The following is a 20,443-nucleotide window of genomic DNA, read 5'->3' on the forward strand; positions in this document are numbered from 1 at the left end:
CGCCGCGGCGGCCACGGCCCAGCGGGCCGGCGGCGCGCCCGGAGCGCAGCAGCCGGGCGGTCCGCTCGGTACCGGCGCGCCGGGTGCCTCGCGCAACCCGTTCGCGGACATCCCCGCGCTGGACTACGTCCGCGACGTCGTGGCGCTGGTCCTCCTGCTCGTCTCGTTCGGCATGCCGTGGGACCTCGCCGACACCGTCACCGGCAAGGTGTACGTCATCCTGGTGACGCTGCTGTCCGTCATCTCCCTGGCGCTGCCCTACCTCAAGCGCGGCGGCGTCCTGCCCGCGTCGTGGGGGACGGCGGAGCTGCGGCTGGCCCGGCTCGCCGCCAACGCGCCGTACGTCGTGGTCGTGCTCATCACGCTGGTGCTCGGCTACGTCGGCGAGAACGGCGGCGACGGCGTGGGCGTCGGCATCGCGTTCGGCCTGGCCGGCGCGCTGCTCGCGGCGCAGGGCCGCGAGGCCGAGCAGTCCCCGTCCGGCGACGGCCAGCTGTGGCGGTGGATCACGCTGGGCCTCGGCGGGCTGTTCGCGCTGCTGACGGTGGTCAGCCTCATCACGTTCCTCACCGACACCGCCGAGGGCGCCGAGTGGGAGGCCGTCACCTACGTCGTCGTCTCGATGCTGTTCTTCCTGGCGCTGGCCGCGCTGCCGCTGCTGGGCGTGCTCCGTGGCGACGCCGCCTGGCGCGACGTGCTCGTGCTGGTGGGCGTCGTGGCCCTGTTCGTCGGTGTGTGGCAGCTCGGCGCCGACGGCACCATGGCCGACGCGTGGAGCCTCAGCACGTTCGGCCCGCAACTGATCCTCGTCCCCGCCATCGCGGTCGCGGCGGCGGCGCCCGGACTGCGGCCGCGCTACGCGCACACGGCCGGCGCCGGCCACTGGTCGGCGGTCGGCATCCGGATGCTCGAGCTGGTCATGCTGGCCGCCGGGGCCGGTGTCGTGTTCTACGTCCTGCAGCTCATCGGCATCGACGACGGCCGGGGCGTGGCCATCGTCGTCCTGGTGCTCCTGCTCATCCTGGTGCTCGCCGCGCTGGTCGGCCGCAACGCCCAGGCGCGCGACGGCAACGCCGGCCGGGCGATCGCGGTCGTCGTCGGCGGGGTGCTCATCCTGCTGGGCATCGTCATCGCCGCCATCCTCGGCGCCGCCGACGAGACCATCGTCGCGGTCGAGGACGCCACCATCCTCAGCCTGCTCTGGTGGGTCGGCGTGGCACTGTTCGTGGTGCTGACGGTGCCGGCGTCGGTGCGCTCCGAGTACGGCCCGATCGGCGCCAACCAGCTCAACCTCAGCAGCGTGCTGCCGGGCAACGGCCCCGGGACGGAGCCGTCGTCGACGACCTCGACGCCGGCGCCGGCGGGCAGCGGCGTGGCGACCGGTGCCGCCGCGGCGGCCGCGGGTGCCGCCGCGACCCGTCCGGCGGAGTCGAAGGCCGAGGCGACCCGTGCCGACGACGTGAAGGCGCAGGTGGCCGAGGCCAAGGCGAAGGCCGACGCCGAGGTGGCCGAGGCGAAGGCCAAGGCCGAGGCGGAGGCCGCGGAGGCAAAGAGCAAGGCCGAGACCGAGGCCGCCGAGGCGAAGGCGGCCGCCGCCGAGGCCAAGGGCGGCGAGGAGGCCGGCGAGGTGCCGGCCAGCCCCGCGGTCCCGGCCGATGAGGGCCTGCTCGGCGAGGCCAAGCCCGGCCCGGTCAGCGGCCTGGCCGTGGATCAGCCGAGCGCCGACGACACCGCCACCCGGGTCGACCAGCCGCGGGTCGAGCCGGCCACCCGGGTCGACCAGCCGGCCGTCACCGACGCCGGCACGGGCTCGGGGTTCGACGCCCGCACCGCGCTCGACCCGAACACGCCGCTGCAGACGCTGGCCGACATCGCCGCCCAGGAGCCGGGACTGCGCAAGTACGTCGCCGCCAACCCGTCCACCTACCCGGAGCTGCTGACCTGGCTGAGCCAGCTCGGCGACCCCGAGATCGACGAGGCACTGCGCCGCCGCGGCCAGTGAGCTGACGCACGCCGACGCCGGCCGGGGTTCGCGCCCCGGCCGGCGTCGTCGCGTGTGCGGCCGGCTACGGGCGGTCGAGGACGGTGGCGAGCGCGTCGGCGGCCGCGGCGCGGACGCCCGTCAGCCCGGCGCCGTCGGCCAGGGCGCCGAGCACCGCGCCGTCGACCACCGCCAGGACCACCTGGGGCGGGACGTCCGTCGCCAGCCCGGAGCGGTCCAGCACCGCCGCCACGCTCGCGCGTGCCGCGGCGTTCGTGCGGCGGGCGGCCGCGGCGAACAGCGGCTCGCGCGCGGCCAGCACGTAGCGCTCGTACCAGGCGACCAGCGCGCCGTACTCGTCCGGCGTGAGCAGGGTCGCGATCATCCGGGCGACCGCGGCCGCCCCGCGCCGCCGGGCCGGCAGAGCGTCGACGGCGGCGGACATGCGGGCGATGTCGTCGTCGGCGAGGGCGTCGACGGCGGCCCGGCGCAGCTCGGTGAGGTCGGCGAAGTAGTACGTCGTCGCCCCGAGCGGCACCCCGGCGCGACCGGCGACGGCCCGGTGGCCGACGGCCTCCAGCCCGCCGCCCTGCAGCAGCTCGGCCGCCGCCCGGACCAGTGCGGCACGCCGGTGTTCGCCCTTGGCCGTCGCCATCAGTGCGCCGCCCCGCCGGCGAGGTTCAGCAGGATCACCCCGCACACGATGAGGCCGATCGCCGCGATGCGCAAGAACGTCGCCGGGTCCTCGAAGAACAGCATGCCGACGATGGCCGTGCCGGCCGCGCCGATGCCGGTCCAGACGGCGTACGCCGTGCCGACCGGGATGTCGCGCAGCCCGAGGCCGAGCAGCAGCATGCTCACCGTCACCGAGACGGCGAAGCTCAGCGTCGGCCAGAGCCGGGTGAACCCGTGCGACTCCTTGAGCGAGACCGCGAAGGCCGTCTCGAACAGCCCGCCGACGATCACGTAGAGCCACGCCATGGTGGTGTCCTCCTCATCCACATTCCTGTACGAGCGTACCAGAAAACTAGTACGTCTGTACAAGTCGGCGGCGAGGTGGCGCCGAAGATGGGAGACTCGACAGCGTGATCGGTGACTACGAGGGCTTCCGCTCCGGCTTCGCCTGCTTCGTCGGACGACCCAATGCGGGCAAGTCGACCCTGACCAACGCGGTGGTCGGCGAGAAGATCGCGATCACCTCGAACCGGCCGCAGACGACGCGGCACGCCATCCGCGGCATCGTCCACCGCCCGGACGGCCAGCTGGTCATCGTCGACACGCCCGGGCTGCACCGGCCGCGGACGCTGCTGGGCCAGCGGCTCAACGACCTCGTCCGCACCACGTGGGCGGAGGTCGACGTCATCGGCCTGTGCGTCCCGGCGAACGAGGACATCGGGCCGGGTGACCGGTTCATCGCCGGCGAGCTGGCCGCGCTGAAGCGGACGCCGAAGCTGGCCGTCGTCACGAAGAGCGACCTCGTCGGTGCCGGCCGGCTGGCCGAGCAGCTGAGCGCCGTCGCCGCGCTGGGGGAGGAGACCGGCATCGGGTGGGCCGACGTCGTCCCCGTCTCCGCGACGACGGGAGACCGGGTCGGCCTGCTCACCGAGCTGCTGCTGGCCCAGCTGCCCGAGGGCCCGCCGCTGTACCCCGACGGCGAGCTCACCGACGAGCCGGAGGAGACGCTGATCGCCGAGCTGGTCCGCGAGGCCGCGCTCGAGGGCGTCCGCGACGAGCTGCCGCACTCCATCGCCGTCGTCGTCGAGGAGATGATCCCGCGCGAGGACCGCCCGGCCGACCGGCCGCTGCTGGACATCCATGCCAGCCTCTACGTCGAGCGCGACAGCCAGAAGGCGATCGTCATCGGGCGCAAGGGATCACGGCTGCGCGAGGTCGGCACCAAGGCGCGGACGCAGATCGAGCGGCTGCTCGGCACCCCGGTCTACCTGGACCTTCACGTCAAGGTCGCCAAGGACTGGCAGCGCGATCCGAAGCAACTGGGCAAGCTCGGCTTCTGAGGCAGTGCTAGAGTCTTTCCTCGTGCGGCGTTTCAGCCTCCTGCTTAGCTGCCGCGATGGGGTCCGCTAGACCGGCTCCCTCATCGCGGTGAGTTCGCGCTGCCGGTCGCGCTGTGCCCGACCATCTCGAGCAGGAGCCCTTCCCTCATGACCGCCAACATATGGCCGCCCGCGCAACAGCCGTCGCGGATGCCGGCCCACCGCTACCGTCCGTTCCACGAGCAGATCGTCGTCGACCTCCCCGACCGCACCTGGCCCACGAAGCGCATCACGAAGGCGCCCCAGTGGTGCGCCGTCGACCTGCGCGACGGCAACCAGGCGCTCATCGACCCGATGAACGCCGAGCGCAAGATGCGCATGTTCCAGCTGCTGGTGAAGATGGGCTACAAGGAGATCGAGGTCGGCTTCCCGGCCGCCAGCCAGACCGACTTCGACTTCGTGCGCCAGCTCATCGAGGGCGAGCACGTCCCCGACGACGTCGTCATCCAGGTGCTGACGCAGTGCCGCGACCACCTCATCGAGCGGACGTTCCAGTCGCTGGTGGGCGCGAAGCAGGCCATCGTCCACCTCTACAACTCGACGTCGATCCTGCAGCGCCGCGTCGTGTTCGGCCTCGATCGCGACGGCATCACCGACATCGCGACGTCGGGTGCGCGATCGGCGCAGAAGTACGCCGAGGCCGTCACGCCGGACACCGAGATCTACTGGGAGTACTCGCCGGAGTCCTACACGGGCACCGAGCTGGACTACGCGGCGGAGATCTGCGGCGCCGTGGCCGATGTCCTGCAGCCGACGCCCGACCGCCGCATGATCGTCAACCTGCCGGCGACGGTCGAGATGGCGACGCCGAACGTGTACGCCGACTCCATCGAGTGGATGAACCGGAACCTGCCGCACCGCGAGTCGATGATCCTGTCGCTGCACCCGCACAACGACCGCGGGACGGGCGTCGCGGCGGCCGAGCTGGGGCTGCTGGCCGGCGCCGACCGCGTCGAGGGGTGCCTGTTCGGCAACGGTGAGCGCACCGGCAACGTCGACCTCGTCACGCTGGGCATGAACCTGTTCACGCAGGGCATCGACCCGCAGATCGACTTCGGCGACATCGACGAGATCCGCCGCACGGTCGAGTACTGCAACCAGCTGCCGGTGCCCGAGCGGCACCCGTGGGGCGGCGACCTCGTCTACACGGCGTTCTCCGGCAGCCACCAGGACGCCATCAAGAAGGGCTTCGAGGCGCTGGAGCGCGATGCCAAGGACGCCGGCGTCGCCGTCGAGGACCACGTGTGGGAGGTCCCGTACCTGCCGGTCGACCCGAAGGACGTCGGCCGCACGTACGAGGCGGTCATCCGGGTGAACTCGCAGTCCGGCAAGGGCGGCGTCGCCTACATCATGAAGACCGAGCACCAGCTCGACCTCCCGCGCCGGCTGCAGATCGAGTTCTCCGGCGTCGTCCAGGGCCTCACCGACGGTGAGGGCGGCGAGGTCGAGCCCGCCCGCATGGGCGAGGTGTTCCGCGCCGAGTACCTCGAGCGCACGACGCCGCTGGCGCTGAACTCGGTGCACACGTCGTCGGCGGCGGGGGAGCGCGACGCCCTCGAGGTCGGGGTGTACGTCGATGGTGAGCGGCAGGTGCTGCACGGCACCGGCGACGGCCCGATCGACGCGTTCACCGACGCGCTGCGCACCATCGGCTACGACGTCCGGGTCCTCGACTACGCCGAGCACGCGCTCACGTCCGGCGCCGACGCCAAGGCGGCCGCGTACCTCGAGTGCTCGGTCGGCGGCGAGGTCTACTGGGGCGTCGGCATCGACGCGAACATCGTGACCGCCTCGCTCAAGGCCATCGTCAGCGCCGTCAACCGGTCGGCCGCCGTCCGGGCCGCCACCTCTTGACACCGCGAATGGTATAGACCATCGTGTCGCTCCCGGTCTCCGGATCGATCATCCCTGCGATGCCGAGGAGCGCACGATGGCCAGCTGGACCCGCAATCTGGCCGTCACCGCCGGCGCCACCGCGCTGGTCGTGACGGGGAACGTCGCCTCCCACCTGCTGGCGGCGGAGCCCGATGCGGCTCCGGCCGGCGTCACCACGGCCATCGGCGCCCTGGCCGCCGATCTCGACGCGATCCTCACCGATCCGCGGCTGGACGGCGGCCAGGCGTCGGTCGTCGTGCGCGACGCCGCGACCGGCGAGACGCTCTACGAGCACGACGGCGCGCAGCGGCTGATGCCGGCGTCGAACGAGAAGCTGCTGACGTCGGCGGTCGCGCTGGACGTGCTCGGGCCCGGCTACACGTTCGACACCACCGTCGCCACCGCCGGGCAGCGGACCGGCCCGATCCTGCGGGGCGACGTGTACCTGCGCGGCACCGGCGACCCGACGCTGCTGGCGTCGGACTACGCGGAGCTGGCGAAGCAGCTGGCCGACGACGGCGTCCGCGTGGTCTCCGGGCGGGTGCTGGCCGACGACACCTGGTTCGACGACGTCCGGCTCGGCAACGACTGGGCCTGGGACGACGAGCCCTACTACTACGCCGCGCCGGTGTCGGCGCTCACCGTCGCGCCCGACACCGACTACGACGCGGGTACGGTCATCGTCGGCGTCGACCCGGCCGCCGAGCCGGGCGCACCCGCCGTCGTCACGCTCACCCCGGAGACCGACGCCGTCACCATCGTCAACGAGGCCACGACGGGCGCGGCGGGCAGCGGGAACGACGTCTCCGTCGAGCGCGAGCACGGGACGGACCGGATCATCGTCTCCGGCACCGTCGCGGCCGGCGGGAGCGGCGTGAGCGAGTGGGCCAGCGTCCGCGAGCCCACCGACTACGCCGCCGACGTGTTCGTGCGCGCACTGGCCGAGGCGGGCGTGCGGGTCACCGGCGGCATCGGCCGCGGCGTCACCCCGTCCGGCGCCACCGTGCTGGCCGAGCACCGGTCGATGCCGCTGAGTCAGCTGCTGGTCCCGTTCCTCAAGCTGAGCAACAACGGCCACGCCGAGGTGCTGATCAAGGCGATGGGCCGCGAGGTCTCCGGGGCCGGTACGTGGGCCGCGGGCCTGGCCGTGCTGCGCGAGGCGCTCCCCGGGTACGGGGTCGACACCGCCACCATCGCGAACCGGGACGGCTCCGGGCTGTCGCGGCGCAACCTCATCCCCGCCGCCGAGCTGGCCGACCTGCTGGTCGCCGCGCAGGACCGCCCCTGGTTCGACGTCTGGTACGAGGCGCTGCCCATCGCCGGTGTCGCCGACCGGATGGTGGGCGGGACGCTGCGCTCGCGGATGCGCGGCACGCCCGCCGCCGGCAACGTGCACGCCAAGACCGGCTCGCTGACCGGCGCGTCGTCGCTGTCGGGCTACGTCGACGACGCCGACGGCCGGCGGCTGGTCTTCTCGATCGTGTTCAACGACTACCTCAGCGGCAAGCCCAGCGACCTGGAGGACCGCATCGCCGTCCGTCTGGCCTCGCACAGCGAAGGCACCGCGGCGCGGCTCACGACCGCCGACGTGCCCGCCGCCGACCTCCCCGACGACGTCGAGTGCTCCTGGGTCAAGGCGTGCTGACCGCCGCCGGCGCCACCGTCGCGTAGGCGCCCGCGTGGTAGACGAGCGGGGCGGCCGACGGCGCCGCCGGCACCGCCGCGTCGACCACCCGCGCCACGACGATGACGTGGTCGCCCACGGGCAGCCGGTGCGTCACGTGCGCGCGCAGGTGACTGGGTGCGTCGTCGAGCACGGGCTCGCCCGACGCCAGCCGCGACCACGCGGTCGGCGCGGCGAACCGGTCGATCCCGCTGGTGGCGAACCGGGTTGCGATGTGGTGCTGATCGGCGTCGAGGAAGTTGACGACCACCGAACCGGCGGCCGCGAACGCCGGCCAGGCAGACGCCGACGCCGACACCGCGAACGACAGCAGCGGCGGGTCGAGCGACACCGACGCCAGTGACGTCGCGGTCAGGCCGGCCGGCCGTCCGCCGGCCGAGGTCGTGATCACCACGACCCCGGTCGCGTACCGGCGGAAGACGCTGCGGAAGGTGTCGGCGCTGACGGACATGGATCCTCCTCGGGTCGTGCGAGTTCAGTCCAGGCGCTCGGACGCTGCGACGGCGGCGCCGGCGCGCAGGTCCTCGAGGAACAGCACGACGTGCGCTGCGGCCGTGCGGTGTGAGCGGTCGTTGAACGCGTCGTGCCGGCCGCCCGCGAGCGTCACCAGCACGACGTCCGGGACGGCGGACAACGCGGCCCGGGCGGCGGGGTAGGGGCTGACGACGTCGGCGTCGCCGTGCAGCGCCAGCACCGGGACCGCGACGGAGCCGAGCGGGACGCCGTCCGGCAGCGGGCCGTCCAGCGCCGACGCCGCGAACCGCGGGTCGTCGCGGAGCCGGCCCGCGTGCACCGGGCAGGACGTCCGCGCCTCGATCTCGGCGTCGGCGGAGTCCGCGGCATAGCCCGCGGCCACCGGGTACCCGGCGACGACGAGAGCGTCGGCGCCCGCATCGGAGGCGACGGCGAGGGCCAGCACGGCGCCGGAGTCCGACCCGGCCAGCACGTGCGGCCGGGGCAGCTCGTCCGGCTCGGCCAGCACCGCGCCGACCGCCGCCCGCGCGGCGGACACCGTCGCAGGGGCCCGGTCCAGAGCCCGCACCCGGTAGCCGTCCGCGGCGAGACGCCGGCCGAACCGCTCGTAGACGCCGCCGTGCTCGCCGCGGCCGGGCAGCACGACGACGGTGCCGCGTGCGGTCGTGCCTTCGGGCGGGTCCCAGCCGAGGGCGACCCCGGCGTCGACGACGGTCATGCCGTGCCCCCGTCAGGTGCGCACTCGGCGTCGCCGGCGACGCCGTCGGTGGCCCAGAGGCTGGGCAGGTTGACCACGATTCCCTCCTGGGTGCTGCGGGCGATCACGACGACCGCCTCCTCGTCCGGCGACGGGTTCTCCTCGCGGTGCGGCACGTACGGCGGCACGAAGACGAAGTCGCCCGGCTCGGTCTCGATGCGGATTTCCTGGTCGCCGTCGGCGAAGACGAACACCGGATGCCCGGACTTCACGTAGATGGCGGTCTCGGCCTCGCCGTGGTGGTGGTCGCCGGAGTTCGTGGCGGGCGCGACGTCGGTGCGGCCCATCCAGAGCTTCGACGACCCCACCGTCGCGCCGGAGATCGCCTCGAACCGCCGCATCCCCGCGGTCTGGGCGGTGTCCGACGACAACCCGGCGCCGCGGATGTGCTCCAGCCGCCCGTGCCAGACCCGGTTGGCGTCCTCGACGCTCATGCGGCGGCCGCCGTGTCGCGCTCGGCGGCGCCCGACCGCAGCAGCGGCAACAGGTCCTCGCCCCAGCGCAGCACGTCGGTGACCGGGTCGAAGCCGCGGATGAGGAACTTCGTCACGCCGAGGTCGTAGTACTTCAGCAGCGCCTCGGCGACCTGCTCCGGCGTGCCGACCGGCGCGGTGGAGTTCCCGGCCGGGCCGAACAGCTTGGTGATGCCGAACCAGAGCCGCTCGTCGTGCACGTCGCTGACCTCGGCGTGCTCCTGCAGGCGGTTCGCGGACACGGCGTTGCGCTCGGCCGAGCGGCGGCGCGGGCCCCACCAGCCATCGTCGGTGCCGGCTTTCTCCTTGACCTCGACGGCGTCGGCGTAGATCTGCCGCGCCTTGGCCCAGGCCGCCTCCTCGGTGTCGGCGACGATCGGACGGGTGGAGAGGCTGAACTCGACGGTGCGGCCGTACGTCGCGGCGCGCTCGCGGATCAGCGCGATCCGCTCCGCCGTCGCCGCCAGCGGCTCGCCGAACAGCATGTAGACGTCGGTGTGCTGGGCGCCGGTCTCGACGGCGGCGTCGGACTGCCCGCCGAAGAAGACCGGGATGCCGGCCGGCGTCGCGGGCTTCACCGTGCTGAACGCGCCGGTGTACCGGTAGAACTCGCCCTCGTGGTCGAACGGCTCGTCCGCGGTGAGCGTGCGGCGCAGCACCTCGATGAACTCGCCGGTGCGCCGGTAGCGGGCGTCCTTCTCGGCGTAGTCGCCGTCGCGCTGCTGGTCCTGTTCGCTGCCGCCGGTGATGTGGTGGATCGCGACCCGGCCGCCGCCGGTGAGGTGGTCCAGCGTCGCGAGCTTGCGGGCCACCAGCGTCGGCTGGACGAATCCGGGCCGGTGTGCGATCAGCACCTTCAGCCGCTCGGTCTGGTGCAGCACGCTGGCCGCGACGGCGAAGCCGTCGGGCGAGGATGCGCTGTAGCCGATCAGCACCCGGTCGAACCCGGCCAGCTCATGGGCCTGGGCGAATCGACGCAGGTAGGCGGCGTCGACGGCCGGGCCGGGGCGCCAGCCGAGGCTCTCCGAGCCCTCCTTGGTGCCGACCATGCCGAGGATCTCGACGGTCATACGTGAACTCCTTCCGTGATGAGCGGACGACGAGGTCCGTCGATGCTGGGGACGGACGTCACCAGCCGCTGGGTATAGGGGTGCTCGGGCTCCAGCAGCACACGCGCCGCCGGGCCCTCCTCGACGACCTCGCCGCGGTACAGGACGACGACGCGGTCGGCGATGCCGGCCAGCGAGCCGAGGTCGTGCGAGATCATCACGATCGCCACCTCGCGCTCGTGCCGCAGCCGGTCCAGCACCCGCAGCACGTGGTTGCGGTTGGCCGCGTCGAGCGCGCTGACCGGCTCGTCGAGCAGCAGCACCCTCGGGTCGACGGCGAGGGCGCGGGCGATCGCGACCCGCTGCCGCTGGCCACCGGAGAGCCGTCCCGGCAGCCGGTCGCCGAGGGCGGGGTCGAGCCCGACCTGTTCGAGCGCCGCGACGGCACGCGCCCGCCGGTCCGCGGCCTTCCCGTCGCCGCGGATGGCCAGGCCTTCGACGACGGAGTCGAGCACCGTCACGTCGGGGTCGAGCGAGCGCAGCGGGTCCTGGAACACGTATTGCACCCGGCCGCTGCGCCGGAACCGCCGCAGCGCCGCGCCGCGCAGGCCGTCCACCGGAGTCCCGTCGACACGCACCGTCCCGGCGTGCAACGGCGCCAGCCCGACGATCGCCCTGGCCAGCGTGGTCTTGCCCGAGCCGGTCTCGCCGATCAGCCCGACGATCTCGCCGGACCGCGCGGTCAGGCCGACGCCGTGCAGGATCCGCGACTTCGCCCGGCGGCCGAGCCAGACCTCGACGCCGTCGGCCTGCAGGGCCGCCGCCGGTGCCGCCGTCACCGGGTCACCAGCCGGTCCAGGCCGTACTCGCGGTGGTCGGCGACCAGCTGCCGGGTGTACGGGTCGGCGGGGTCGTCGAGCACCCGGCGGGTCGGCCCGGACTCGACCACCCTCCCGTGCCGCAGCACCACGACGCGGTCGCACAGCTGCGCCACCACGGCGAGGTCGTGCGACACCAGCAGCAGCGACAGCCGCCGCTCGGCCCGAAGCGCGGCGATCAGGTCCAGCACCTCGGCCTGAACGGTGACGTCGAGCGCCGTCGTCGGCTCGTCGGCGACCAGCAGATCCGGGTCGCCGGAGACCGCGATCGCGATGAGGACGCGCTGCAGCATGCCGCCGGACAGCTCGTACGGATACTGGTCGTGGACGTGCTCGGGCCGGTGCAGCCCCATCGAGGCGAGCAGCTCGACGGCGCGGGTGCGCGCGGCCCGCCGGTCGAGCCCGTTCTTGACCCGCAGCACCTCGTCGAGCTGGCGGCCGACGGTCAACGACGGGTTCAGGTAGGACGCCGGGTCCTGGAAGACGGCGGCGACGCGCGGCCCGCGCACCCGGTCCCACTGCCGCCGCGAGTAGCGCGACACGTCCTCGCCGGCCAGCCGGATGGCGCCGCCGCTGACGGTGACGCCCGGTGGCGGGACGCCCAGGATCGCCCGGCAGGTCAGCGTCTTGCCGCTACCGGACTCGCCGACCAACCCGATCGCCTCGCCGGGCGCGAGGTCGAAGCTCACGCCGTGCACGACGTCCACACCGCCGGCGGCGACGTGGAGATCATCGACGGACAGCAGCGGAGATTGCATCGGGGACCTCCTCATGGAGCGGTGCGGCCGACGCCGGGGCACCGTCGCCCGTGGCGTCGCGGATGGCGTCGGCCAGCGCGTTCAGCGCGGCGACGGTGACGATGATCAGCAGCGCCGGCGCGACCGGCCCGAACGGGCGCTGGGTGAGGTAGCCGAGGTCGCTGGCGAGCATGCCGCCCCACGTCGGCGCCGGCGGCTGCACGCCGATGCCGAGGAACGTCAGCGACGACACCACGAGCAGCGCGCCCGCCATCGCCGTCGCCGTCGTCACCACGACCGTCGGCAGCACCTTCTGCCAGACGTGGGTGCGGACGATCCGCCAGCGGGTCGCGCCGAACAGCGTCCCGGCCTCGACGTACTGCGCCTGCCGCAGCCCGATCGCGGCCGCCCGGGTGACCCGGTAGAACGTCGGCGCCAGCAGCACCCCGACGGCGAACATCGCCTGGTGCAGCCCGTTGCCGAGCAGTGCGGCCACGGCGATCGCGAAGATGATGAACGGCAGCGCCATGAGCCCGTCCATCACCCGCAGCGACAGCCACTCGAAGACGCGGCCGAAGTAGACCGATGCCAGCCCCGGCAGCACGCCGAGCAGCAGGCCCAGCCCGACGGCCTCGGCCGCGGCGACCACCGACAGCCGCGACCCGGCCAGCAGCCGGCTGAGCACGTCGCGTCCGACGTAGTCGGTGCCCAGCCAGTGCTCCGCGCTGGGGCCGGCCAGGATCGCCGTCGTGTCCTGGTGCAGCGGGTCGTACGGCGCGATCGTGTCGCCGACGGCCATGAGCACGACGACGAGGCCCAGCACCGCCAGCGCGAGCTTCGCCGGCCGGAGCCGGACGGCCAGCCGCAGCGCCCTCATACCGTCCGCCCCGATCCCGGCCGCAGCCGCGCCAGCGCCACGTTGACGACGACGCTGGAGACCAGCACCAGCGCGATCGCCACCAACAGCGTCCCCTGCACGACCGGCACGTCGCCCTGCAGCGCACCGGTCGTCGCCAGCTGCCCGAGACCGGGCATCGCGAACACCGTCTCCGTGATGACGGCGCCGCCGATCAGCCGCGGCACGTGCAGCCCGAGCACCGCGACCGCGGGGCCGGCGCCGTTGCGCAGCGCGTGGCCGAACACCACGCGGCGCGGCCCCAGGCCGCGGACGACCGCGCCGGTCACGTAGTTCTCGCGCAGCGTCCCGACCAGGCCGGTGCGCAGCTGGCGGGCGAGGTCGGCCGCGCTGTCCAGGCTGAGCGCGACGGCGGGCAGCATCAGGTAGGTCAGCCACGGGCCGACGCCCTGCGACGGCGGCACGTAGCCGCCGGCCGGGAAGACCGGGATCAGCACCGAGAACACCACGATCAGCGCGATGCCGGCCACGAACGCCGGGATCGTCGACAGCGCCGCGCTGACCGCCGTCACCGCCCGGTCGAACCAGCCGCCGGCGTTGAGCGCCGCGCCGATGCCGGCCGCCGCGCCGAGCACGACCGCCAGCAGCAGCGCCAGCGCCGCGATCGACAGGCTGACCGGCAGCCGCTGCCCGATGCTCTCGGCCACCGGGATGTGGGTGAACCACGACCGGCCGAGGTCGCCGGTGACGGCGTCGCCGATCCAGGTCGCGTACCGCTCCAGGAACGGCCGGTCCAACCCGAACTCGTGGTTGAGCCGGTCGATGTCGGCCTGGGTCGCGGTCTCGCCCATCGCCGCGGCCGCCGGGTTCTGGTCGCTCAGGGCGCCGAGGCCGAAGGTGATGAACGTCGAGATGAGGAGGACGGGGACGGCGATCAGCGCCGCCCTGCCGACCGCGTGGAGTGCGCGCACGCCGTCACCGCCCCACCGTGACACCCTCGAACCGCTGGGTGCCGATGTAGTGCTCGAAGCCCTGCACGGACGGGTCGCGGGCGAAGATCCGCGGCCAGGTGAACAGGAACGTGTTCGGCATCGTGGTGACGGCGGCGGCGACGGCGTCCTCGACGGCCTGCTCGTAGCCGGGGTCGTCCAGCGGCGTGGACCGGGCGACGTCGATGGCCTCCTGGATCTCCGGCGGGGCGTTGCGGCCGAGGTTCATCAGCCCTTCCGGCCCGAACAGCACCTCCAGCGCCTGCAGCGGCGACTCGCGGCCGGAGAAGCTGTCGACGACGAACGGGTACTGCCGGGTCACGTAGTTGTTGGCGCCGGGCGTCGCGACCTGCAGCGTCACGTCGATGCCCACCTCCTGGAGCTGCTGCTGGAGCAGCTCGGCCAGCGGGTCGTTCTCCGCCTGGGTGGTGAGGGTGACGGCGACGCCGTCGGGGTAGCCGGCCTGTGCCAGCAGCTCGCGGGCGCGGTCCTGGTCGAACGCGTACAGCTCGTCCAGCTCCTCGTTCCAGGCCAGGTAGTCGCGGGGGAACGGCTGCCAGTTCGGGTCGCCCTCGCCGAAGAACGCGACGTCGACCAGCTCCTGCCGATCGATCGCGTGGCTGATCGCCTGCGTGACCCGCGGGTCGTCGAACGGCTCGACGGTGTTGTTCACGTCCAGCACCCGCACGGTGAACACGTCGATGATGTCGACCTCGAGGCCGGCTGCACGGGCCGCCTCGATCTGCGCCGGCGGGATGACGGCGACGTCGAACTGGCCGGACTGGATGCCGGCCACGGCGACCGTCGGGTCCGGCGGCACGCGCAGCTCGAAGTCGTCGACCAGGATGCTGTCGGCATCCCAGTAGTCCTCGTTCTTGTGCAGCGTGGCGTGCGAGGCCGGCACGTACTCGTCCAGCGCGAACGGCCCGGCGCCGACGGGGCGCGTGGCGAGGCCGTCGGGGTCCTGTTCCACCGCCGTCGGGCTGACGATCATGCCGGTCTTGCCCGACAGCAGCAGCGGGATCTGGTAGTCGGGCTGGTTGAGGATCAGCGTGACCTCGGTCGGGCTGTCCACCCGGATGTCGGTGACGACGCTGAGCTGCGCGCCGATCGTCGAGTCCGGCGCGTCGCGGCCGCGCAGCAGACTGTGCTTGACCGCCTCGGCGTCCAGCGGCGTGCCGTCGGTGAACGTGAGGTTCGGGCGCAGGCGGAACGTGACCTCGTCGCCGGTCGCGTTGTACTCCCACTCCTCGGCGAGCGCCGGTACCGCGTTGCCGTCGACGTCCTGCTTGGTGAGCGCCGCGTAGGCGAGCGACAGCACGTGGACGTCCTGACCGACCGTGGACGTGACCGGGTCCCAGGTGGACGGGAGGTGCCAGCCCCAGGTGAGGCTGCCGCCGGCCGCGTTCTGGCCGGCGCCCTCGCTGGTCGGCGCCGTCCCGCCGCCCGCGCAGCCGGCGACGAGGAGGAGGGCGGCAACGAGGATGGCCAGCGTCGGGATGCGGGTGCTCTTCATGGGCGCTCCGTATAAATACTTAAAGCCGATAGATTTAGTAGGCTTTACGCGTGACATGACGGCTGGGGGCAGGAGGCCGCCCGCCGTCAGGCGAGCGAGGTGGTGCCGGAGTGAGAGCTCAGCGACAGAGTGCGCTGGCCGTGCGCAGCAGGTCGACGCTGCGCCGGACCGTCAGGATGCGGGCCGGATCCAGGACGCGCCGCAGCGCCGCGCGAGCGACGAGCTCGCCGGTGGCGGCGTCCTGGAGTGGGGTCATGCGAACGATTCTGGGGGGATCGGCCCCGATCTGTCCAACATCGAATACTGATCGTGATCGATCGCGAAGGCTGATCGGTTCGTGAGCGCGGTCCTCGACATCGTGCCGCTGCGCAGCCTCGTCGCCGTCGCCGAGTGCGGCGGCTTCCATCGCGCCGCGGCCGCGCTGCACATCACGCAGTCCGCCGTCAGCCAGCACGTCCGCAAGCTGGAGAAGGTACTCGACCGGCCGCTCGTGGTGCGCGACGGGCGGCGCGGGCGGTTCACCCCGGAGGGCGAGGAGCTGCTCGCCGAGGCTCGGCACATCCTCGCCGCGCACGACGAGGCGCTGCGGCGGCTCGGCGTCGAGACCTCTGACGGCGTGATCGTGGTCGGCTCGTCCGAGCACGCCGCCGACCAGTTGCTGCCGGAGATCGCCACGGCGCTGCGGACGGTGTTCCCGCGGCGGCAGGTCCGGTTCCGGCTGGACCGCAGCGGCCGGCTCGCCCAGGCCGTCGACAACGGCAGCGTCGACGTCGCGGTGGTGCTGAGTGCGGAGCGCGGAGCGTTCGCCGGCATGCTGCCGCTGCGCTGGTACGCCGCGCCGTCGTTCCGGCTGCCGCCGCCCGGCGCGCCGCTGCCCCTGGTGGTGTTCGACGAGCCGTGCGCCCTGCGGCGGCGCGCGGTCGAGGCGCTCCGTGCGGCCGGGTGGGAGCCGGCGATCGCCTGCGAGGCCGCGTACCTCGCCGGCATCCTGGCGGCGGCCCGGGCGGGGCTGGGGGTGGCGGTGCTGGCCGGGGTGGGCGGGCGGCCGGAGGGGCTGATGCCGCTGGCCGGACTCCCGCCGATCGAGCCGACGGCGCTGCGCATCCGGGTCCGTGCCGGCGCGCCGCCGTCGCTGGCCGCGGTCGCCGCCGATGCGGTCGCGCAGGTGGTTACCTCGGGGTGACTCGGGCACGTTGAAGTGCCGTCTTCCGCTGCTGCGGCCGGCGTCCGACGATGGCGGTGTGAGTATCGCGTTCGCCGACCTTCGGTCCGACTTCGAGCAGATCGTCGGCGACATCGTCTACGCCACCATGACCACGGTCGACCGCCGGCATCGGCCGCGCTCGCGGGTGCTGATCGCCGTCTGGGAGATCGGCGACGACGCACCGCTCGGCTGGCTGGCGACCTTCCCGACGCCGGTCAAGGTCGCCCACCTGGCGGCCAACCCGCACGCGGCATTCTCGTACTGGAGCGCGGCCCAGAATGCGGTCGCCGTCGACACCGTCGCCCTGGGTCGACGACGCCGACGTCAAACGCCGGGTGTGGCGGCTGTACGAGCAGGGAAGCCCGCGCGGCGTCGGCTACCCGCCGGCCCGGTTCTGGCGTTCGCCCGAGCACGAGTCGTTCGGCGTCCTCCGACTGGAGCCCTATCGTGTCCAGATGCTTCGGGCGCGCGATCTGGCCGCCGGTCGCCCCTCCCGCATCGGGACCCCCGGTCAGAGCGCGCTCGTCCACAACTCCACCGGCGTCGGTCAGCAGGGCGGACCTTCGGCGACGGCTGCCGGGCCGAGCTGCTCGGGTGGTTTCTCGTAGCGGTGGCCGGTGGGGCTGATCCAGATGGTGGTGCCGTCGGGGAGTCGTTCGACGTGCCAGTGCCCGTGGTGTTTGAGCTTGTGGTGGGTCTCGCACAGGGCGTGGAGGTCGTCGGGGTCGGTGGTCCCGCCGGCGTTGAACGGGATGATGTGGTCCAGGTCGCAGGTGGTCGCGGGGCGGTGGCAGCCGGGGGTGCGGCAGGTGCGGTCGCGGGCGATGATGAAGTCGGCGAGGGCTTTGGTGGGGCGGTAGCGGGTGCGGCCGAGGTCGAGCAGGTGTCCGCTGCCGTCGGTGCGCAGCCAGGTCCACACGCCTTCGGCGGCGAGGACCTTGGCGACGTGGGCGGGAATGGGCCCGTACCCCTCCAGCTCACCCGGCTGGTCGCTGAGCCCGACGACGGTGGCGAACGGCACGGTGATGTGCACGGCGATCGGCCGCCGCCGCGGCAGCGGCGCGCCGCTCCCGGATGGTGCCGGTGGTGGCTGGCCGGCAGCGGATGCTGCGCCGCCAGACCTAGCGTCCGCGGCCGGGTTGTCGGCGGAGCCGGCCGTTCCGGCGGACGCCCGGTAGGCGGAGTCGCCGGCAGAACCGGCCACTCCGGCCGCGTGGCCCNAGGCGGAGTCGCCGGCAGAACCGGCCACTCCGGCCGCGTGGCCCAGCGGACCAGTCACGCCGGCGCCGCGACCGGTCGTGCGGTCGACCGAGCCGCCGGCAGAGCCGGCCGTTCCGGCGGGTGCCTGGTGGGCGGGGGCGCCGGGAGAAGCTGCCGCACGGGCGGGACCGGCCGCGCCGCCGGTGGTCTGGTGGGCAGGGTCGCCGGGCGGGCTTGGCGTGCCGGCGGCGTGGCTCAGCGGGGTGGTGGCGCCGTCGGCGCAGGCGGCGAGGGCGGCCCAGCCCAGCTCGGCCAGCGCGTCGGCGCGGCGCTGATCCTTCGTCCGCGCCGGCACCCCGGCGGCGGCGTCGGCACGTTTGGCGTCCGCCGCGGCTACGTTCAACGCCGTGTCCAGGGCCGCGGCATCCGCGGCCGGTAGCCGCGCCTCCAGATGCGCCATCCCCTCCGACGCCGGGGTGATGGCGACGTAGCGGCGCTCACGCGCGGCCTCGTACCGGTCCGCCGCCTCGACCGGCGCCAGCTCGTGCAGCAACCGCTTGATCAACTTGCGTAGCGCGACCGAATCCAGGCCGGGTGCTTTCGGCAGCACCGCCGCCTCCACCCGCGCCCGCACGTGCGGGTCCTGGCCGCCGAGCTCGTCGGTGATCACCCGGGCGCGGCGCAGATCGATCGCGCCGGTCGCGAGCAGGGCGTGGGTATCGGGAAAATCGAACACAAGCTGCAGGGCGTGGCCGACCTGGTTCTCCGCCTGCTTGGTCGTCACCTGGCAGCGCCCGGCGAGCGTCATCGCGGTGTTCGTCACCGGGTTCACCGACCGGTACCCCGTCTCATCGGGACGCATCTCCGCCCGCGACGCCAGCTCGGCGTGTATGGCGGCCTTGCGGGCGGCCGCCCACGCCTCCTGACGTTCCGCCGCGGCGGCGGCCTCCACCAGCTCGTCAGCCGTGGCGGCCGCCGGGTCGAACCGGGCCAGTCGGGCGGCCAGCTCCGGCCCGGCCGGCACCTGATCGATATCGAAGACCGCGACAGCGGCCTCACCGCCGGTGCACAACTGTTCCAGCAGCGCCGGGTCGATGTCGGCGACGCTCGGGTCGTCGTGCGGCCACGCCACCTCCCACCCCGCCGGCGGAGCAGCCTCCGGCGGCGGAGCAGTCAGCAGCGCTTCTTCGAACATGTAAATGATCTTACCCGCCCCCACCGACAACGTCGATTCGACGGCGGGTGGTGCGGTTGATCAGGAAGGGCGCCAGTGACCGTCGCGGGTCAGCTGCCGACCGCCGGAGCCGCCTGGTTGCCGCCGACCGCGCCCTTCAGCTCGGCGAGGCGGGCCTCGACCTCCACCGACTTCGCGGTGTCCTCGAGCTCCTCGAACTGCATGTCGATCGACGACGCGGCGACCTCGGCGGCGCCGGCGACCTTCGCCTCCTCACGCCGGACCTTCTCCTCGAACCGGGAGACCTCGCTGGTGGGGTCGAAGATGTCGATGGACCTCACGGCCTCCTGCACCTGGGCCTGCGCCTGGGCGCTCTTGGCGCGCGCGACGAGCTCGTCGCGCTTGTTCCTGAGGTCGTCGAGCTTGTCCTTCATACTGGTCAGCCCGGCCTTGAGCTTCTCGACGACCTCGCGCTGCGAGGCGATCATGGGCTCCGCGGCCCGGGCCTCGTTCTCGAAGCCGAGCTGCTTGCCGATCGCCACCTTGGCGAGGTTGTCGAACTTGTCGGCGTCGGCGATATTGCCGCTGGCGCGGAGCTGGTCGGCCCGCTGCGAGGCGGCGAGCGCCTTGTTGCCCCATTCGGCGGCGGCGCGGACGTCCTCGGCGTGGTCCTGCTCGGCCAGCCGGAGGTTGCCGATCGTCTGTGCGACGGCCTGCTCGGCCTCGGCGATGTTGTCGGTGTAGTCGCGGACCATCTGGTCCAGCATCAGCTCAGGGTCCTCGGCGCGGTCGAGCAGCGAGTTGATGTTGGCCTTGGCCAGTTGGGAGATGCGTCCGAGGATCGATTGCTTCTCAGCCATGGATGTCGCCTTTCGCTCCTGGCCCCCCGTGGAGCCGCGAGTCGGAATGTCGTCAAACGCAGTGTCAGAAGCGCCCACCGCCTCCCCGGCGACCGCGGGTGCCGCCTCCTCCGAAACTGCCCGGCGACCGGCCGCCGCCGGAACCCCCGCCGAAGCCGCCACCCCCGCCGAACATCCCACCGCCTCGGCCCATCGAGTTGATGAGGATGCCGCCGAGGATCATCGAGGTGAGGTCGCTCCCGCCGCCGCGCGCGGCGCTCTGCTGCCGTTCCCAGGCCTGGACGTCGTCCTCGGCGAGCTGCTGCGCGCGCCTCGACGCCTCGTCGGCGCGGCGGACGGCGTCGAGGGCGGCCGCCGGGTCGGACGACGCCACCGACTGGCCCTCCGCCAGATGGCGCGCCGCCTCCGACAGCTGGGTGCGTGCCTCGGTGCCCACGGCGCCCCGGCGCGTCTCGATGAAGTCGGCAACAGCCCTGACCTGCGAGGTCACCCGGCCCAGCGTCTCGTTGAGGGCGGTCCGGGCCCGTTCGGCCTCCTCGGCGGCCGCTCGTACCGGGACGAGCAGGTCGTCCAGCCTGGTCTCCGCCTCGGCCAGCTGCCGCAGGGCGGCCAGCGGGTCGCCCTGGCCGGCGGCCTGGGCGGCGGCCTGGCCGGCGGCCACGGCCTGCTGGGCCTCGGCGCT

At 73.5% G+C, this 20,443-nt stretch carries 19 protein-coding genes and 2 pseudogenes; 5 read left to right on the plus strand and 16 right to left on the minus strand.

Translation table 11 applies throughout. The features are described from left to right. The coding region (locus DY240_RS31610) for a DUF7937 domain-containing protein (protein ID WP_325049270.1) at positions 1–2,002 on the plus strand (2,002 nt) is incomplete at its 5' end. 64 nt (positions 2,003–2,066) lie between these two features. Here DY240_RS31610 and DY240_RS03640 read toward each other — a convergent pair. After that, the gene (locus DY240_RS03640) at positions 2,067–2,636 is read right to left on the minus strand and encodes a TetR/AcrR family transcriptional regulator (RefSeq protein WP_119658606.1); all 570 of its coding nucleotides are present in this window, start codon (positions 2,634–2,636) and stop codon (positions 2,067–2,069) included. Continuing rightward, positions 2,636–2,962 carry a DMT family transporter gene (locus tag DY240_RS03645; RefSeq protein WP_119658607.1) on the minus strand — a complete coding sequence of 109 codons (327 nt, stop codon included), beginning with the start codon at positions 2,960–2,962 and terminating at the stop codon, positions 2,636–2,638. Before DY240_RS03645 ends, DY240_RS03640 begins: the two co-directional genes overlap by 1 nt. A 104-nt stretch (positions 2,963–3,066) precedes the next feature. On the opposite strand from DY240_RS03645, the gene era reads away from it, so the two are divergent. The 3 genes from era (at position 3,067) to dacB (ending at position 7,555) form a co-directional block, all read left to right on the plus strand. Continuing rightward, the gene (gene era, locus DY240_RS03650) at positions 3,067–3,996 is read left to right on the plus strand and encodes a GTPase Era (protein WP_119658608.1); all 930 of its coding nucleotides are present in this window, start codon (positions 3,067–3,069) and stop codon (positions 3,994–3,996) included. Positions 3,997–4,143: 147 nt separating this feature from the next. After that, positions 4,144–5,889 carry a 2-isopropylmalate synthase gene (leuA, locus tag DY240_RS03655; protein WP_119658609.1) on the plus strand — a complete coding sequence of 582 codons (1,746 nt, stop codon included), beginning with the start codon at positions 4,144–4,146 and terminating at the stop codon, positions 5,887–5,889. A gap of 76 nt (positions 5,890–5,965) precedes the next feature. Continuing rightward, positions 5,966–7,555, plus strand: a complete 1,590-nt coding sequence (gene dacB / locus DY240_RS03660) for a D-alanyl-D-alanine carboxypeptidase/D-alanyl-D-alanine endopeptidase (RefSeq protein WP_119658610.1) — start codon at positions 5,966–5,968, stop codon at positions 7,553–7,555. On the opposite strand, the gene DY240_RS03665 is transcribed toward dacB, so the two are convergent. The 10 genes from DY240_RS03665 to DY240_RS31615 all read right to left on the minus strand — a co-directional run bounded on the left by DY240_RS03665 (position 7,542) and on the right by DY240_RS31615 (position 15,579). Further along, on the minus strand, positions 7,542–8,045 hold the full coding sequence (locus tag DY240_RS03665) for a flavin reductase family protein (protein WP_119658611.1): 504 nt from the start codon (positions 8,043–8,045) through the stop codon (positions 7,542–7,544). The two genes, dacB and DY240_RS03665, sit on opposite strands and share 14 nt — an antisense overlap. Positions 8,046–8,069: 24 nt before the next feature. Beyond that, positions 8,070–8,786, minus strand: a complete 717-nt coding sequence (locus DY240_RS03670) for an alpha/beta hydrolase (RefSeq protein ID WP_119658612.1) — start codon at positions 8,784–8,786, stop codon at positions 8,070–8,072. Then, the gene (locus tag DY240_RS03675; protein ID WP_119658613.1) at positions 8,783–9,259 is read right to left on the minus strand and encodes a cupin domain-containing protein; all 477 of its coding nucleotides are present in this window, start codon (positions 9,257–9,259) and stop codon (positions 8,783–8,785) included. The genes DY240_RS03670 and DY240_RS03675 overlap by 4 nt, the downstream gene beginning before the upstream one ends. Next, complete coding sequence (locus tag DY240_RS03680; RefSeq protein ID WP_119658614.1) at positions 9,256–10,368, minus strand: LLM class flavin-dependent oxidoreductase; 1,113 nt, start codon at positions 10,366–10,368, stop codon at positions 9,256–9,258. Before DY240_RS03680 ends, DY240_RS03675 begins: the two co-directional genes overlap by 4 nt. Further along, positions 10,365–11,186 carry an ABC transporter ATP-binding protein gene (locus DY240_RS03685; RefSeq protein WP_119658615.1) on the minus strand — a complete coding sequence of 274 codons (822 nt, stop codon included), beginning with the start codon at positions 11,184–11,186 and terminating at the stop codon, positions 10,365–10,367. Before DY240_RS03685 ends, DY240_RS03680 begins: the two co-directional genes overlap by 4 nt. After that, a complete protein-coding gene (locus DY240_RS03690) occupies positions 11,183–11,983 on the minus strand; it encodes an ABC transporter ATP-binding protein (RefSeq protein ID WP_199700764.1) in 801 nt (266 codons plus the stop codon). Before DY240_RS03690 ends, DY240_RS03685 begins: the two co-directional genes overlap by 4 nt. Next, entirely contained in the window at positions 11,955–12,839 is an 885-nt protein-coding gene (locus tag DY240_RS03695) for an ABC transporter permease (protein ID WP_119658617.1), read from the minus strand. Before DY240_RS03695 ends, DY240_RS03690 begins: the two co-directional genes overlap by 29 nt. Continuing rightward, on the minus strand, positions 12,836–13,789 hold the full coding sequence (locus tag DY240_RS03700; RefSeq protein WP_199700765.1) for an ABC transporter permease: 954 nt from the start codon (positions 13,787–13,789) through the stop codon (positions 12,836–12,838). The genes DY240_RS03695 and DY240_RS03700 overlap by 4 nt, the downstream gene beginning before the upstream one ends. 4 nt (positions 13,790–13,793) lie before the next feature. Further along, positions 13,794–15,323, minus strand: a complete 1,530-nt coding sequence (locus DY240_RS03705) for an ABC transporter substrate-binding protein (protein ID WP_119658618.1) — start codon at positions 15,321–15,323, stop codon at positions 13,794–13,796. Between the two features lie 118 nt (positions 15,324–15,441). Continuing rightward, positions 15,442–15,579, minus strand: coding sequence for a hypothetical protein (locus tag DY240_RS31615; protein ID WP_158602721.1), 138 nt, complete (start codon positions 15,577–15,579; stop codon positions 15,442–15,444). 81 nt (positions 15,580–15,660) lie between these two features. Between DY240_RS31615 and DY240_RS03710 the strand changes: the two genes are divergently transcribed. Further along, positions 15,661–16,506 (plus strand): LysR family transcriptional regulator, encoded by an 846-nt coding sequence (locus tag DY240_RS03710; RefSeq protein WP_119658619.1) that lies wholly within the window; start codon positions 15,661–15,663, stop codon positions 16,504–16,506. Between the two features lie 568 nt (positions 16,507–17,074). Here DY240_RS03710 and DY240_RS33970 read toward each other — a convergent pair. The 4 genes and pseudogenes from DY240_RS33970 to DY240_RS31620 all read right to left on the minus strand — a co-directional run. Further along, a complete protein-coding gene (locus DY240_RS33970) occupies positions 17,075–17,731 on the minus strand; it encodes an HNH endonuclease signature motif containing protein (protein ID WP_407659272.1) in 657 nt (218 codons plus the stop codon). Between the two features lie 17 nt (positions 17,732–17,748). Further along, positions 17,749–18,922: pseudogene (locus DY240_RS33975) on the minus strand (DUF222 domain-containing protein); the annotation flags it as partial. Positions 18,923–19,011: 89 nt separating this feature from the next. Further along, a complete protein-coding gene (locus tag DY240_RS03725) occupies positions 19,012–19,761 on the minus strand; it encodes a PspA/IM30 family protein (protein ID WP_119658621.1) in 750 nt (249 codons plus the stop codon). A gap of 64 nt (positions 19,762–19,825) precedes the next feature. After that, positions 19,826–20,443 (minus strand): annotated as a pseudogene (locus DY240_RS31620) (TPM domain-containing protein); the annotation flags it as partial.

Origin of the sequence: Jiangella rhizosphaerae, from assembly GCF_003579925.1 — a bacterium.
GTDB lineage: Bacteria > Actinomycetota > Actinomycetes > Jiangellales > Jiangellaceae > Jiangella > Jiangella rhizosphaerae.